Source organism: Pseudotabrizicola sediminis, assembly GCF_004745575.1.
Classification (GTDB): Bacteria; Pseudomonadota; Alphaproteobacteria; order Rhodobacterales; family Rhodobacteraceae; genus Pseudotabrizicola; species Pseudotabrizicola sediminis.
This window is the reverse complement of the sequence record NZ_RPEM01000008.1, coordinates 127,042-141,850: the sequence shown is the minus strand read 5'-3', so window position 1 is coordinate 141,850 and position 14,809 is coordinate 127,042. Positions and strand designations below refer to the sequence as shown.

The following is a 14,809-nucleotide window of genomic DNA, read 5'->3' as shown; positions in this document are numbered from 1 at the left end:
ATGACCGGGGTAAAGGGAGTGTTGGGGGCCGTCGTGGCGGCCCCCCTGGGCTGGCTGGCCCGCTTGCTGGATACGCCCTTGCGGCTCTGGCAGCGGCTGGCCGGGCAGAATGGGATGGTGGCCTTCTTTCTGCTGCCGAACATGGCGATCTTCACCGTGTTTGTCCTGTTGCCGCTGGTCATCAACATCGCCTATTCGATGACGACCGGGGCTGCTCTCTTTTTACCCGAACGCACCTACGTTGGTGCGGCGCAGTTTGAACGGCTGCTGCGCTGCACCGATTACACCGATCTGATGACCTGTCAGGAAGACCAGTTCTGGATCGCCCTGCGCAACACCGGCACGTTTGTGGTGCTGCAGGTGTCGCTGCTGATTGTGGCCGCGACCATCACCGCGCTGATCCTGAACCGGGCGCTGCGCGCGCTCAGCTTCTGGCGGGCGGTGTTCTTTTTCCCCGTGTTGCTGTCGCCGGTGGTGGTGGGCCTGATCTGGCGCTGGATCCTTGACCGTAACGGTGTGCTGAATGCGGCGCTGGTCGGCATGGGGATGGACCCGGTAAACTGGCTGCTGGAACGCAACTATGCGTTTTCCGCCGCGATCGGCGTCACGATCTGGGCGCATCTGGGGTTTTTCGCGCTGATCCTGCTGGCCGGTCTGCAAGCCATTCCGCGCGATCTGTACGAGGCGGCTGAGATGGACGGCACCCGGCCCGCCCGCGTGTTCTGGCGCATCACTTTGCCTTTGTTGATGCCCAACATGCTGGTGGTGATCGTGCTGGCGCTGATCCGCGCGGTGCAGGTGTTTGATGAGGCGTATGTGCTTACGGGGGGTGGTCCGGGCACGGCCACGCTGTTCCTGACGCAATATATCTATGAAGTCGGCTTTGCGTCCTTGCTGAAAAACCCCGGTCTGGCGGCGGCGGCGTCGATCCTGATGGGCGGGGTGCTGATCGTGCTGACATTGCTGCAACTTGCCTTGGGCAAGCGCAACGAGCGGAGAGGAAAGCTGAAATGAGCCGCGCCATCGGGTTTCTGACCCGCCGCAAGGGCGGCACCGGCTGGGACTGGACCGATGTGTTCACCTTTGTCTGGCTGGGCGCTGCCGTGTTCATCATGTTCGGGCCTGCGTTCTGGCTGGTGATGTCGTCGTTCAAATCGCCGGCGCAACTGTCGGAATTCCCGCCGACCCTGCTGCCATACGAGGCGCAGACAGTGGAAGTCGCGGGCTATGACCGGCCTTTGCCGCTGTTTTCCGTTACCGATGAGGCGGGCACCCGCACGTTGGCCGAGGTGCGCCGCGTGGGCACCGTGGCGCAGATGGTGGACCCGGAAAACCCGGCCGAGGTGCAGCGTATCAACATCGCCAACCGCACCCCGGTGCGCGCGGTGGGGTTTTCGTGGGGCAACTATCTGGACCCGTTCCTGCGGTTCGATTTCCTGACCTATACGAAGAATTCCATCTTCGTGACCGGGGTGGCGACGCTGATCACCCTGCTGACCAACTCCATGGCCGCCTTTGCGCTGTCGAAATACGAGTTTCGCGGGCGGGGCTTTGTGGTGGTCTTGATCATCGCGACACTGATGATCCCGCTGTCGGTGATCCTGGTGCCGCTTTACTCCATCGTGTCGGGGGTGGGGCTGATCAACTCGCTCTGGGGGGTGATCTTGCCCACGGTGGCCACACCCACAGGGGTTTTCCTTTTGCGGCAATATATGCTGACCATCCCGGATGAATTGCTGGAGGCGGCGCGCATGGACCATGCCAGCGAATGGCAGATTTACTGGCGGATCGTGCTGCCGTTGACCGCGCCCGCGCTGGCGGTGCTGGCGATCTTCTCGGTCGTGTGGCGCTGGAATGATTTCCTGTGGCCGCTGATCGTGTTGTCGCGGCAAGAGGTCTATACCCTGCAAGTCGGCCTGAACGCCTATGCCGGAGAGCTGAATGTGCAATGGCACTATCTGCTGGCGATGACCGTCATCACCATGATCCCGGTCGTTTTGGTCTTTATCTTCCTGCAACGGTTCATCACGGCGGGCATCGCCGGGACCGGGTTGAAATAGGATATTCCCATGGGTCGCATACAGTTGCACGACATCCGCAAAAGCTTTGGCGCCATTGACGTGCTCAAGGGCATTGATCTGACGATTGATGAGGGGGAGCTGGTGGTTTTTGTCGGCCCCTCGGGCTGCGGCAAATCCACGTTGCTGCGGATGATCGCCGGGCTGGACAAGCCTACCGCCGGGCGGATCGAGATTGACGGCACCGACGTGACGCCCCGGTCGGCGGCAGACCGGGGGCTGGCAATGGTGTTCCAGTCCTACGCCTTGTATCCGCACATGACCGTGCGGGCCAACATGGCCTTTGGCTTGCAGAACACCCGGATGCCCAAGGCCGAAATCGACACCCGCATTGCCGAGGCAGCAAAGATGCTGGAGATCGAGCCGTTGCTGGAACGGCGCCCCGGCCAGTTGTCGGGCGGGCAACGGCAGCGCGTGGCCATCGGCCGCGCCATCGTGCGCCGCCCCACCGCGTTTTTGCTGGATGAGCCTTTGTCGAACCTTGATGCCGAACTGCGTGTCAGCATGCGAGCGGAACTGTCGGCGCTGCACGACCGGCTGGGGGCCACGATGATCCATGTGACACATGATCAGGTCGAGGCGATGACGATGGCTGACCGGATCGTGGTATTGCGCGCCGGACAGGTGGAACAGGTGGATACGCCACTGAACCTGTTCAACCGCCCCGCCAATCTGTTCGTGGCAGGCTTTATCGGCGCGCCGGGGATGAACCTGTGGGCCGGGCAGGCCATGGGCGGGTCGGTGCAGCTGGACAATGGAGCCTTGCTGCCCTTGCCGCAGGGGCTGGTGGTGCCGGATGGCCCGGTGACCTTTGGCATCCGCCCGCAGCACCTGCGCCCGCAGCCCGGCGGGCCGTTGCAGGCCAGGGTCCGGCTGATCGAGGCGCTGGGTCCGGAAAGCGTGGTACACGCCGATGTCGGAATCGGGGGTGGCTTGCTGGCGGTCCTGCCCGGCCAGCCGGATCTGGCGCGCGGGGCGCTGATTGAACTGGGCTATGACCCTCAATCGGTGCATGTCTTTGGCGCAGACGGGCAGCGGCTGGGTTAGGCCAGAGCGCTTTGCATGAAGTCGAGCATGGCCGCGTGCATGGCGGGCGTCTCGATATGGCCCGAGTCCGGTTCGCGGTGAATCACCAACCGCCCGCCAGTGCGGGCATAGGCCGTTCGCACTTCGTCGAGGGCCGGGTCAACGGCGGCGGGGGGCGTCAGCGGGTCCTGATCCCCCAGACCGATGAACTGCGCGCGGGGTGCGATCATCCCGGCAATCTGGCCGTTTGAGGCATGGACCAGAAGCCCCGGCACGGTCAGGTAAATACCGTGCAGATCATGCTGGCCAAGGGCGATCAATGTACGGAAATCGGCAAAACAGCAGTCATGCGCCACCGCCCGCAGCCGCGGGTCGAGTGCGCCCAGCCAATAGGCCAGCGTCGCGCCCATCGACAGGCCGAACACCCCGATGCGGGCGGGGTCAACGTCGGGCTGCGCCGACAGCCAATCCAGCGCGGCAAGGTTTTCGGTCAGCATCTGTCCGGCCAGCGACCGACCCTCCCACAACAACGCCTTGGCCGCCGCGCTTTCGCTGTGCCCCGCGCGGCTGCCAAAGCAGGGCATGTCAAGGCAAAGCGAGGCGATGCCGCGCGCGGCCAGGGCGGGCCCGGTCGGTGCATGCAGCGCAGGCCGTCCGTGAACGACCTCGGCGGCCCCGATATCATAGCGGTTGCCATGCGCGTGGATGATCAGCACCGCCGGAATGGGACCGACCGGGCCACGCGGGCGGCACCAAAAGGCGCGGATGTCCACTCTACCGTCGTAGGTCAGGCACAGCTCATCGGCAGTGCAGTGTGCGTCCTCCAGCACCGTGGCGACCTTGCGGCCGGACAGGGGCGGGACCGGCGGGCGGATGCCAAAGGCCGCCAGAAGACTGTCCCGCGTTACCATCATGCGCCCCTTTGTTCCCCCCGATATACTGCAGTGTGACGCCTGGCGCAGGGCTGGTCCAGCCCCGGGTTCTGCGGACCGGCTGATCTGAACTGGACGCCGGGCATTTATCTGACTATAATAGTCAGGTTAATGGAGCAGACCCATGCAGGCAGTCCCGAAAACACCGTCAGTCCTCAGCCCCGCCGTGGAAATTCCGGTGGCAGTCTCTGCGCTGCGGCGGCTTGCCCCGCGCTGCCATGCCGGGGCGCGGCTGGATCTGTTCCGGGCCTGTGCGATGCTGTCGTCGCATGCCGATGTCGCCGCCCGGGCCTATGCCGAAGCGCTGTTGCGGGGGCTGGCGTCTATACTTGGCCGCCCGCCGGTTCTGCATCAGCCGGGCGCGGCGGAGTTGTCGTTTGATGAGGCATGGATCGCCAGCCTGCTGGCAGCCGCCCGGCGGGGCGATGCGGGCAGCGTGCAGTTCCTGCTGGCGTCGCGCCTGCCGCGCCACGCCTGGCGGCAGATCGGCTGGCTGGCCGCGCAACTGGCGCAGCGGCAAGAGCAGATCTGACGCCGGATGTGACAGACTGATCTTGTCGGATTTAGAATTATTCTAAAAAGGGGGTTGCCGTGGCCCGCACTTGCCCCTAATTTGTGAAAGCGGGTAGCCAGCCGACGTGCAAGCCAGTCCCGCCCCAGAATTCCGAACGTAATTTCAGGAGGTCAGGCATGGCGCAAGCTTCAGCCCAAATCAGTCCATCCGCGCGCGAAGCCGTGTGCGAAGCGCTCAATCAAGGCGTTGCCGAAACAGTTGTCGCCACGATGCTGGCGCAGAACTTCCACTGGAACGTGACCGGCATGGGCTTTGGCCCGCTGCATGCGCTGTTCCAGACCATGTATGAAGATCATTTTGTCGCGCAGGACGATCTGGCCGAACGGATCAAGGCACTGGACGGCCATGCCGAGGGACAGTTGTCGGCGATGCTGGCGCGGTCAAAGATCGCCGAGCATGACGGGCATGCCAAGGCCGAAGCCATGGTGTCAACCCTGCTGGCGGCCCAGGAAACGCTGGCCGCCACGATGGCAGGGATTTCTGCGGTAGCCGAAGAGAATGGCGACCTGCTGACGCAGGATCTGGCCATCGGCCGCGCGCGTACCCATGAGAAGTTCGCCTGGATTCTGCGCGCCCATCTGCGCTGACAGTTGTTCTCTGGCTTAAAGCGGGCTTTTGACATCCTGCTTTTCGCACCGCTTCTCGTAGGCGGGGGCCCAGTGGCGGTAGCGCCCCAGATCATTCTGCTGATGCACCAGCATGTCGATAAAGGCCTGCTGGTGTTTTTCTTTTTTGATTTTCTTGAACAGGTCTTTCTGGTCCTTGGTCATCGAGCAACCGATGCAATGGCCTTCGCGCTTGAACTTGCAGACGCTGATGCAGGGAGAGGGCAGTTTTGTCATGGCATCCTTGCAGGGCAGGCGGGCCCTTTGGCTGGGGTCATTTGGTCAGGATCAGTTTTCCGGCACGGGTGATCCGCAAGGTATACACCTGCCCATCCAGAACAATATGCGCAACCTGCCCGCCCTTGGTCAGCGCCATCGCCTCATGGGCGGGGGCCGGGGGGTGGTCTTGCGGCAGTGTCGGACTGGGGTGTGTCGGTGTGTCTTGCATAACGGCGCGGCCTGAAAGCTGTGGGATCAGGCCGGTGGCCAGAGCTTGAATGGGTGAGCGTTTTTATCGGGAAAGTCAATCCCGACTCTTTTACTAAGACGTATACGTTAGAAATCGGGCCGATGGCGCATCGCCTAACGACGGCCAACAAATTCAAATCTGAAATCGGTCTCTGCCCCGGCAGGCGGCGGCGGGAAGGGGGCGGCGCGGCGGATGTGGTCAAGCGCCGCATGTTCCAGCGACGGGTCGCCCGACGATCGCACCACCTGCGCCGAGGCCAGCCCGCCAGAGGGGGCCACGCGGAACGCAACCACGACGGTGCCGCGTGCCCGGCTTGCGGGTTTGCGCGTCCGCTCGATCTTGCGCAAGACCAGACCGGGATAGCTGGAGCGCGCGGCATTGCCTGCCTGCGCGGCCGGTGCCCCCGACCCGCCAGCGGCGGCGGCAGAGGCAGGGGCTTTTTCTTCCCCCGCCTGGGTGCCCTTGCGGGCGTTGCGGTCGGCGTTGCCTGCGGGGACCGGCGCAGATTGTGCCACGGCGCGCTTTTCGACCGGCTTTGCGGAGGCAGGGGCCTCGGCGCGCGCACGGGGCCGGGGGGAGGCCTCGGGGGCTGATGATGCGGGTTCGACCGGGGTTGCAGGCAGTGCCGGGGGCGCGACAGCAGCAGCCAGAGCGGGGGGCGCTTGGAGTGTTCGCTCAGGCTGCACCGCCGGGGCGCTGTCCACGGGGGGCAGGGCTGCCAGATCAGCTGTTTCAGACGGGGGCAGCAAAAGCGGCGGGGCCGGTGCTGCGGTTGGCGTCGCTGCGGTTGCGACCACTTGTGTTGTCACGGGCACGGCGGCCAGTGGCGGCGCTTCGATTGCAAAGACTGGCGTCGCGCCTTGCGCCAGATCTTCAAACGCCTCACCCAGCAAGGCCACGGTGGCGGCACCACCGCCTTCGACCTCAAGGTCATCCGGCTGCGGGGCAATGGCGATGGCGGCGGCTGCGTGCAGCGCGCCCGACAGGGCCAGGGCGATCACAAAGGGCAAGCGGGCCTGTTTCATGGCGCTGACCTGTCGGTGACCAGCCGCACTTCGGCGGCACCGGCCATGCGCAGGGCATTGGCTATTCGCAACAGATCCTGCGCGGGCAGGTCCCGGGCGGGCACAAGGCGCAGCACTTCGGCCCCGTCGGCGATTCGGGCGGCGGCAAAGGCCTCGGGCGTGGTTACCTCGCCACGCCACAGGGTGGTGCCGTCACTGCGCACGGCCAGTGCGTCGTCGGGCGCGCGGGTGGCCAGAGCGGCGGCGTCGATCAGCTGAATGTCGCGGTCGACCGGGGCGGCAACCTGCCCGGCCACCAGAAAGAAGATCAGCATCAGGAACACCACATTGATCAGGGTGATCGTGGGTTCCGAGGGGCGACGGGGCAGGGCGGCAAGGCGCATGGCTATCCTCCGATCACGCGCAGGGTCACACCCGGCAAATCGCGCAATTCGCCCAGCACATCGACCAGCCGCTGCGAGGTCACGCCTTCGGTCGGGGCCACGATGACCAGAACCGGCGCCCGTGCAAGCAGCGCTGCGGGCACGCCGGCAAGGTCTAGTGGTGCGGTATCCAGAGTCAGGCTGTCGGGCAGCAGCCGCAGGAAGGTGGGCGCATCGGTGCTGGCCGCCGCACCGCCCGAGGTGGTGGTCAACGGCAGATCGCCGAAGCGGGTAAAGGTCGATGACAGCATGAAAAACAGCAACAAGAGGAAGATCACGTCGATGAGCGAGGTCATCGACAAGGCCCGTCGCCGTGTGGGTTTCCTAAGCCGGGACATAGGCCCGGTCCGTTTGCACAACGGGTTTCGCTATGGCGGCCATTCCGGGGCAAAGGGCCGCCTCGATCACCATGCCCGCCATCCGCCGTTCGGACCCCATGCGCGATTCCAGCCATGACAGCAGGGCCGACACCGGCATCGCCACCGCAAGCCCGGCGGCCGTGGTCATCAGCGCCACCCAGATGCCGCCTGCCAGCACCGACGGGTCTACCGCCGCGCCCGCGCCTTGCATGGCGCGGAAGGCGTCGATCATGCCCAGAACAGTGCCGAACAGCCCCAGCAGGGGGGCAATCTGCGCCACGGTATCCAGCAGCCGAAAGCCGGATTCCAGCCGCGCCAGCCGGTCTTCGGCCAGCGTGTACAGCCGGTCGCGCACATCGGCGCTTTGCGCCTGCAATGCCTCAGAGAGCAGCGGGGCCAGATGGCTGGGGGCGGCTTCTGCCAGGGCGCGGGCGCGGTTGTGCTGGCCTGCGTCATGGGCCGCGATGGCCGCGTTCAGCCCGGCATGCCGCCCGACACCTGCGGCGCGGAACTGCCACAGCTTCCACAGCACCACCGCCCCTGCCAGCACCGATAGCGCAAGGATCAGCGCCACCACCGGCCCGCCGAGCGCGATCAGCGCGCGCAGGGCATCGCGTGCCACAATCAGATGAATCATCCTGCCACCTCTATGCCTTCAACCGCGCTTGCGGGGGTCAGGGCGGCGACGCAGGCGGCGGGGTCCGCGCCGTCGCAGGCAGTCACCCCATTCAGCAGCACCTGCCCCAGATCGTCACAGGCCAGCCCCGCGACATCGAACTGCCGCACCCTTTGACGCCCCGATGGCAGGGCGGCAAAGTCGAACAGGGTGAACTGCGCGACCTGTCCGGCCTTGGTGAACAGGACCGCCTCCAGCACCAGACGGGTGATGTCGGCATCCGTGCCGTTGTCGGCCACAAACGTCAGCCGGCAGGCCTCTGGCTGCGGGTCCAGCGTGTTGAGGCTGATCTGCAGATCCTGAGCCTGCGCGCCGCCTGCGGCGATGGCACATGCCACCGCCGCAAACGTCAGCCGGATCACCATGTCAGCGCCTTGGCGAAGCTGACCTTGAAGGTCCGCCCGCGCCCGTGGTCTGCCGACAGGTTGTTACGGAAATCGCGGTCCAGGACATTTTCGACCGCGAGCTGCACATCGAACCCGTCCAGCGCCCCCGATTGCGGTTTGAACGACACGAACAGGTCATGCGTGGCGTAGCCTGCGTAATCGGTGGCGGTGATGGCGCCCGTGGCGGTGCTGCGGCTGGCGGTTGTGATGCTGTCAACAAAAGTGCCGCGCCAGCCGTATTCGATGCCGCGTTCGTGCAGCCGCCCGCCAAGGGTCAACGCCAACTGATCCGCAGGAGTCGTGGCGACGGTATAGCCATAGTCGCGGTCCTTGCCCGACACATGTGAATAGGCAAGCCGACCGAAGACACGCTCTGCCTCATACCCGGCCTCGACCTCCACGCCCCGGAACTTTGCCCGTGCCACGTTGCGGTGGAACACGGTATCGGCGGTGGCGGTGGTGGTGATCAGGTCGTCAATGTTGTTGTGAAACAGCGTGGCCTTGATCTGAAGGCTGTCATCCGCCGCAATCAGCCCCTGCCGGGTCCAGGACAGCCCAAGTTCGATGTTGGTGGCCTCTTCCTTGTTCAGGTCCAGCGCCGGTGCTTTGGTTGCGGAGTAGGAATACAGCTCGTCCAACGTCGGCAGCCGTTCGGTCCGCGCGACCGAGCCGAAGACCGACAGGTCATCGGTGATCTTGTACAGGGCAGCGAAGGTCAGCGCGGTTGCATTTTCCTTGACCTGTTCGCCACCCGGCACCTCATCACCCGCATGGCGGTTGCCAAAGTCTACCCGGGCCCCGGTGATCAGCGTCAGACGATCGCCCAGCAGCAGTTCCGATTGCGCATAGACCCCGATCTTGCGGTCGCGGCCTTCGGGGTGAAAGCCCAGCGGGCCCGCGCTGTCGGCAATGCGCTTCTGATCGGTGGCCTGCATCCCGAAGGTCAGGAAATTCTCCCATCCGGCCCCTGGCATGGAGGCTGTGTTTTCAACCTTCAGCATCGCGGTGCGATAGGCGAAATCGACGTCACAGAACACGTTCTGGTTGGACAATGTCGGCAGACAGACCTGCGGCACACCGGCCAGATTGCGCGCGTCGCGTTGCGCCACCCGGGTATCGGACCAGGCCAGTTGCACACTCGGGTTCAGCCAGGCCAGATCGGTGGTCGCCTCCCATGCGGCACTGACGGTCGTATCGGTGGTGTCGCGGCTGACAATCCCGAAAGCATCTGCGATGGCATTGCCACCCCCGGTCTGCGACAGGGTGGCGTTGTCATTGTCGGATTGAAACCGCTGCATCGACAGGCGCAGCGTCTGCGTCTCGCCCAGACGGAAGGCGCCCTTGATCAGCGCCGAGGGGGCGTCATTCCCTGTCCCGCGCAAGGTGGTGCCGGCACCGTCCTTGTAATCGTCCGAAGTGCGATAACCCAAAGCCGCCAGAAACTCGGCCCCCGCTGCGGTGCGCATCGCCAGAATGCTGGACGCCATCAGCCCGTCGCCATTGCTGTCATAGCCGAATTTCAGCCGGGCGGCCCCGGTCTTGCCTTCGGGGATGAAATCAGCCGCGTCCTTGGTCTCAAAGTTCACCGTGCCGCCGATGGCTCCCGAACCATACAGAACCGCAGACCCCGGCCCGCGCAGCACTTCGACGCGGCGGTAAAGCTCGGGGTCGGTAAAGAACGACCCCATGCGGTACTGTTCATAGAACTTCGGCACGCCATCGACGTTCACGATGATGCGCGCCTCGCTCGCGGTCTGTTCGGTGGTGCCGATACCTCGGATGTTGAAGGCGGTGCCAAGCGGACGGTCTGACCCTGCGGTCTGCACGCCCGGTACGTTGCGAAAGATTTGGCCGATGGTGGCGGGCTGTTCGCGGTCGATGTCTTCCTGTTCCACCACCGTGACGGCCTGCGGCGTGTCAATCGCCACCTTCTGCTGGCCGGCGCCCAGAATCAGGCGGCCCAGAAACGTGCCGCCGCCCGCCGCATCCTGTGCGGTGGCCGGAGCGGCGATGGCAATGATGGCGGCGGTGGTCAGCAGGCGGGCGAGGCCCGGAATAATGGCTTGCCCCGGCTTTTGCGGTTGCATTCAGTGTCCCCTTGGTCACGACGGTTATGGTCGGCTGGCGGAACGCTGGCACCCTGCGGGATCGCTCTTGACCCCGTTCGACTCGGCTTCTAAATTGCCCGAGTAAATTCGTCAAGTATTGCGCCGCGCCATCCAGCCGTGGGGTCCGCCCCCGCCAGACATGCGACTGCCCCCGTGTCAAAGCCCCATGTCCAAGGATGACCCCGATGCTGCTTTCCCCCGATGTGATCGAACAGATCACCCATGCCCGCACCCAACATCCCAAATTGCGCGAGCGCGATCTTGCCGCCGCCATCGGCCTGTCAGAGGCGCAACTGGTCGCCGCCGAAGCCGGTGCTGCCGCCACCCGGATCATTGCCGACCCGGCCCGCCTGTTGCCGCATGTCGGCCAGATGGGCGATGTGATGGCGCTGACCCGCAACGAAAGTGCGGTGCATGAACGGCGCGGGGTCTACAAGAATTTCCACTCCGGTGCGCATGCCTCAATGGTGTTGGGCGACGAGATCGACCTGCGGATCTTTCCACGCCATTGGGTGCACGGCTTTGCCATCCGGCGCGAGACGGATCAGGGGGTAAAGCGCAGCCTGCAGGTGTTCGACGCGGCGGGCGATGCGGTGCACAAGGTGCATCTGGGGCCCGACTCTGACATCGCCGCCTTTGACGCCGTGGTGGCCGATCTGGCCCTGCCGCTTGATGCGCCGTTCGAGATGGTCGCGCGTGCCGCACCGGAAGGCGCCCGCATTGCCGAAGACCGGATCGACGCGCTGCGCAGCGAATGGGCGCAGCTGACCGACACGCATCAGTTTCTGGCCATGGTCCGCAAGCTCAAGATGAACCGCTTGGGGGCCAACCGCGCCGTTGGCACCGCGTTCGCCCGGCAACTGCCGGTGCAGGCGGTGTCATGGGCGCTGGAACGGTCGGCGGAAGAGGCTCTGAAGATCATGATCTTTGTTGGCAATGACGGCTGTATCCAGATCCACTCCGGCCCGGTAAAGCGCATCGAGCCGATGGGTCCGTGGCAGAACGTGCTGGACCCGCGCTTCAACCTGCACCTGCGCGCCGACCACATTGCCGAGGTCTGGCTGGTGTCCAAACCCACCAAACGCGGGCCCGCCATATCGGTGGAGGCGTTTGATGCCAAGGGGCAGCTGATCCTGCAGATGTTCGGCAAGCGGGCCGAGGCCGATACCGATACATCCGGCTGGGACCGGATGGCGCAGGGTCTGGCGGCAGAGGTGGCGGCATGAGGCGTGCGCGGTTCATGACGGTCGGCGGCGTTCATGCCGGGCTGACCGCGCTGATCTTGGTGCTGGCGGTGTCGACGGCCCGCGCCGAGGAAGGCCCGCGCCGGGTGATCGCAGCCGGCGGGTCTGCGGCGGAAATCGTGTTTGCGCTGGAGCAGGGCGACCGCCTGATCGCGCGCGACACCACGTCGAGCTTTCCAGAGGCGGTTTTGGCGTTGCCCGATATCGGCTATGTGCGGCGGCTTTCACCAGAAAACCTGATCGCGATGGAGCCGGATCTGATTCTGGCCGAGCATGATGCCGGCCCGCCCGAAACCATCGAACTGCTGACCCGGGCCGAGGTGCCGCTGGTGACCCTGCCAGAGGCGCAGACGCCGGCGGATGTGCTGGCCAAGATCCGGGTGACCGCCGAATCCTTGGGCGTGCGCCAAGCGGGCGAGGATCTGGCGGCCAGGACACAAGCCGATCTGGACCGCGCCGCAGCGGCAGCGGCGGCTTTGCCGTCGCACCCGCGCGTGATGTTCGTCCTGTCGATGCAGGGCGGGCGGATCATGGCTGCTGGTACGGACACCTCGGCGGCGGCGATGATCGCGCTGGCGGGTGGCGTCAATGCGGTTGATGGGATTTCCGGCTACAAGCTCCTGACCGACGAGGCGATCATCGCGGCAGCGCCCGATGTGATCCTTGCCATGGACCGTGGCGGCGATCTGGCGCTGGAGGTGGCCGATCTGGTGGCGCATCCGGCGCTTGCGCTGACTCCGGCCGGAGAGGCGGCACAAGTTGTCCGGATGGATGGACTTTATCTGCTGGGCTTTGGCCCGCGCACCGGCGAGGCGGCACTTGAGCTGAACACGGCACTGCAAGCCGTCATCGCGGCGGGGCGCGGCTGATGGTGGCGCTGGATGCCGGGTACCCCTTGGGGGACCGCGACGCACAGGCGCGGGTGGCGATGATCGCGCTGTCGGTGGCTTTGGTGCTGACGGCGGGGCTGAGTCTGTCGCATGGGGCTTCGGGCGTGTCGCTGGGGTCGGTCATCCAATCGCTGGCCACGGGGGAGCAGATGGCCGCGCGGGACCGGCTGATCCTGTGGGAAATCCGGCTGCCCCGGATGCTGACCGGCGTGCTGGTCGGCGCGTCACTGGCGGTGGCGGGGGCGGTGATGCAGGGACTGTTCCGCAACCCCCTCGCCGACCCCGGGCTGGTGGGCGTGGGGGCCGGGGCGGGGCTGGGCGCGGTGGTGGCCATCGTGCTGGGCGGTCTTGCACCCGTCTGGGTCACGCAGGCAGTCGGCTATCATCTGGTGCCGGTGGCGGCCTTCCTTGGCGGCTGGGTGTCGACCCTGCTGCTGTACCGCGTGGCCACGCGGTCGGGGCGCACGTCGGTGGCGACCATGCTGCTGGCGGGCATTGCCTTGGGCGCATTGGCCGGGGCGGCGACCGGGGTGCTGGTCTATATCGCCGATGACCGGCAGTTGCGCGATCTGACGTTCTGGGGGCTGGGCAGCCTTGGCGGCGCAAGCTGGCCCAAGCTGCTGGCTGCTGGCCCGGTGATGGCACTGGCGCTGGTCGCGGCACCCTTTCTGGCGCGCGGGTTGAACGGATTGGCTCTGGGAGAGGCGGCGGCGCATCACATTGGCCTGCCGGTGCAGCGCGTCAAGGCGGTGGCAATCCTGACCGTGGCCGCCGCGACCGGGGCGGCGGTGGCCGTGTCGGGTGGCATCGGGTTCATCGGTATCGTGGTGCCGCATCTGTTGCGGCTGGCGACCGGGCCGGACCATCGGTTCTTGCTGATCAACGCGGGACTGGCCGGGGCGGTGTTGCTGCTGCTGGCCGACCTGATCACGCGCAGCATCATTGCGCCTGCAGAGCTGCCGATCGGCATCGTCACCGCCACGCTTGGCGCGCCGGTGTTCCTGTGGATTTTGCTGCGCCGTCGCGGGATGGTGGATCTGTAGATGCTGAGTGCAAAAGATATCCGGGTGTCGCTGGGCAAAACGCTGGTCCTGCACGGCATTACCGCAGAGGCGCAGCCGGGCGAGGTGACGGTGATCGTCGGGCCGAACGGGTCTGGCAAGACCACGCTGCTGCGCGCGCTGACCGGCGATGTGCCCTTTGCCGGGCAGGTCCACCTTAACGGGCAGGACTGCGCGCGCCTGCGTCCGTGGGAACTGGCCGCCCTGCGCGGCGTGCTGCCACAGGCGTCCGTTTTGGCCTTTCCCTTTACCGTGGCCGAGGTTGTGCGGCTTGGCCTGACCGCCGCCCCCCATGCCGGGCGGCCGGATCTGGTGCCGCGCGCGCTTGCCGCGGTTGATATGGCCGGTCTTTCCACCCGGCTGTATCAGGAGCTGTCGGGCGGCCAGCAGGCGCGCGTGCAACTGGCCCGCGTGCTGGTGCAGGTCTGGGAGCCGGTGGTGGATGGCGTGCCGCGCTGGCTGTTTCTGGATGAACCGGTGGCCAGTCTGGACATCGCGCATCAGTTGGGGGTGGTGCGCCAGATGCGCGACTTTGCCCGGCGTGGTGGCGGCGTGGTGGCGGTTCTGCATGACCTCAACCTGACGGCCATGGCCGCCGACCGCGTCTGGCTGATGGATCAGGGGCGGCTGACCGGGCAGGGCGGGGTGGCCGGGGTTCTGACGGATGCCGCGCTGGAACGCGCCTATGGCTGCCCGTTGCGGGTCGGGCGCCTGCCGCCGCAGGGTGGCTGGTTCTCGCTGCCGCAGGCGGCAGGTGCGGCTTAGGCCCGGGGCAGCGCAGCGCTCCGCCGGTCCGGATGCATCGTGATAAACGCCTGCCCTCGATGCAGGATGACACTGTCACGGAAGGGCCGTGCTGAACGGCTTGGGGGCACAAAGGCAATCGAACAAACGCCACTCAACCGCCCGTTCGTACATGACGCCACGGTCCCTCAGTCTCTTGGTACAAGACTT

General features: G+C 65.8%; 18 protein-coding genes. 9 read left to right on the top strand and 9 right to left on the bottom strand.

The window, feature by feature from the left end; genetic code table 11:
• From EEB11_RS13050 to EEB11_RS13040, 3 genes are read left to right on the top strand one after another with little or no spacing between them, the layout of a single operon-like run.
• Positions 1-1,014 (top strand): carbohydrate ABC transporter permease, encoded by a 1,014-nt coding sequence (locus EEB11_RS13050; RefSeq protein WP_135432042.1) that lies wholly within the window; start codon positions 1-3, stop codon positions 1,012-1,014.
• Positions 1,011-2,060, top strand: coding sequence for a carbohydrate ABC transporter permease (locus EEB11_RS13045; protein WP_135432041.1), 1,050 nt, complete (start codon positions 1,011-1,013; stop codon positions 2,058-2,060). The genes EEB11_RS13050 and EEB11_RS13045 overlap by 4 nt, the downstream gene beginning before the upstream one ends.
• A gap of 9 nt (positions 2,061-2,069) precedes the next feature.
• Positions 2,070-3,125, top strand: a complete 1,056-nt coding sequence (locus EEB11_RS13040; protein ID WP_135432040.1) for an ABC transporter ATP-binding protein — start codon at positions 2,070-2,072, stop codon at positions 3,123-3,125.
• Here EEB11_RS13040 and EEB11_RS13035 read toward each other — a convergent pair.
• Positions 3,122-4,015, bottom strand: a complete 894-nt coding sequence (locus tag EEB11_RS13035; protein ID WP_135432148.1) for an alpha/beta hydrolase family protein — start codon at positions 4,013-4,015, stop codon at positions 3,122-3,124. The two genes, EEB11_RS13040 and EEB11_RS13035, sit on opposite strands and share 4 nt — an antisense overlap.
• 145 nt (positions 4,016-4,160) lie before the next feature.
• On the opposite strand from EEB11_RS13035, the gene EEB11_RS13030 reads away from it, so the two are divergent.
• Together EEB11_RS13030 and EEB11_RS13025 are read left to right on the top strand one after the other, a co-directional pair.
• Positions 4,161-4,568, top strand: a complete 408-nt coding sequence (locus EEB11_RS13030) for a hypothetical protein (RefSeq protein ID WP_135432039.1) — start codon at positions 4,161-4,163, stop codon at positions 4,566-4,568.
• 158 nt (positions 4,569-4,726) lie between these two features.
• Positions 4,727-5,197: a Dps family protein gene (locus EEB11_RS13025; protein ID WP_135432038.1), complete on the top strand. Its 471-nt coding sequence runs from the start codon at positions 4,727-4,729 to the stop codon at positions 5,195-5,197.
• A gap of 15 nt (positions 5,198-5,212) precedes the next feature.
• On the opposite strand, the gene EEB11_RS13020 is transcribed toward EEB11_RS13025, so the two are convergent.
• The 8 genes from EEB11_RS13020 to EEB11_RS12985 form a co-directional block, all read right to left on the bottom strand.
• Positions 5,213-5,452 carry a DUF1289 domain-containing protein gene (locus EEB11_RS13020; protein WP_135432037.1) on the bottom strand — a complete coding sequence of 80 codons (240 nt, stop codon included), beginning with the start codon at positions 5,450-5,452 and terminating at the stop codon, positions 5,213-5,215.
• Between the two features lie 37 nt (positions 5,453-5,489).
• Positions 5,490-5,663 (bottom strand): hemin uptake protein HemP, encoded by a 174-nt coding sequence (hemP, locus tag EEB11_RS13015; RefSeq protein WP_135432036.1) that lies wholly within the window; start codon positions 5,661-5,663, stop codon positions 5,490-5,492.
• A 134-nt stretch (positions 5,664-5,797) separates the two neighbouring features.
• Positions 5,798-6,709 carry an energy transducer TonB family protein gene (locus tag EEB11_RS13010; RefSeq protein ID WP_135432035.1) on the bottom strand — a complete coding sequence of 304 codons (912 nt, stop codon included), beginning with the start codon at positions 6,707-6,709 and terminating at the stop codon, positions 5,798-5,800.
• Positions 6,706-7,092, bottom strand: coding sequence for an ExbD/TolR family protein (locus EEB11_RS13005; protein WP_135432034.1), 387 nt, complete (start codon positions 7,090-7,092; stop codon positions 6,706-6,708). Before EEB11_RS13005 ends, EEB11_RS13010 begins: the two co-directional genes overlap by 4 nt.
• 2 nt (positions 7,093-7,094) lie before the next feature.
• A complete protein-coding gene (locus EEB11_RS13000) occupies positions 7,095-7,427 on the bottom strand; it encodes a biopolymer transporter ExbD (RefSeq protein ID WP_135432033.1) in 333 nt (110 codons plus the stop codon).
• Between the two features lie 28 nt (positions 7,428-7,455).
• Positions 7,456-8,127 carry a MotA/TolQ/ExbB proton channel family protein gene (locus EEB11_RS12995; RefSeq protein ID WP_135432032.1) on the bottom strand — a complete coding sequence of 224 codons (672 nt, stop codon included), beginning with the start codon at positions 8,125-8,127 and terminating at the stop codon, positions 7,456-7,458.
• Positions 8,124-8,531 carry a hypothetical protein gene (locus EEB11_RS12990; protein ID WP_245298900.1) on the bottom strand — a complete coding sequence of 136 codons (408 nt, stop codon included), beginning with the start codon at positions 8,529-8,531 and terminating at the stop codon, positions 8,124-8,126. The genes EEB11_RS12995 and EEB11_RS12990 overlap by 4 nt, the downstream gene beginning before the upstream one ends.
• Positions 8,525-10,639 (bottom strand): TonB-dependent receptor domain-containing protein, encoded by a 2,115-nt coding sequence (locus EEB11_RS12985; protein ID WP_135432031.1) that lies wholly within the window; start codon positions 10,637-10,639, stop codon positions 8,525-8,527. Before EEB11_RS12985 ends, EEB11_RS12990 begins: the two co-directional genes overlap by 7 nt.
• A gap of 206 nt (positions 10,640-10,845) precedes the next feature.
• Between EEB11_RS12985 and EEB11_RS12980 the strand changes: the two genes are divergently transcribed.
• Genes EEB11_RS12980 through EEB11_RS12965 form a run of 4 tightly spaced genes read left to right on the top strand, consistent with a single transcriptional unit; the run spans position 10,846 to position 14,620 of the window.
• Positions 10,846-11,886, top strand: coding sequence for a hemin-degrading factor (locus tag EEB11_RS12980; RefSeq protein ID WP_135432029.1), 1,041 nt, complete (start codon positions 10,846-10,848; stop codon positions 11,884-11,886).
• On the top strand, positions 11,883-12,773 hold the full coding sequence (locus tag EEB11_RS12975) for a heme/hemin ABC transporter substrate-binding protein (protein WP_245298899.1): 891 nt from the start codon (positions 11,883-11,885) through the stop codon (positions 12,771-12,773). The genes EEB11_RS12980 and EEB11_RS12975 overlap by 4 nt, the downstream gene beginning before the upstream one ends.
• On the top strand, positions 12,773-13,837 hold the full coding sequence (locus EEB11_RS12970) for a FecCD family ABC transporter permease (RefSeq protein WP_135432027.1): 1,065 nt from the start codon (positions 12,773-12,775) through the stop codon (positions 13,835-13,837). The genes EEB11_RS12975 and EEB11_RS12970 overlap by 1 nt, the downstream gene beginning before the upstream one ends.
• Positions 13,838-14,620: a heme ABC transporter ATP-binding protein gene (locus EEB11_RS12965; RefSeq protein ID WP_135432025.1), complete on the top strand. Its 783-nt coding sequence runs from the start codon at positions 13,838-13,840 to the stop codon at positions 14,618-14,620.
• Positions 14,621-14,809: the final 189 nt, after the last annotated feature.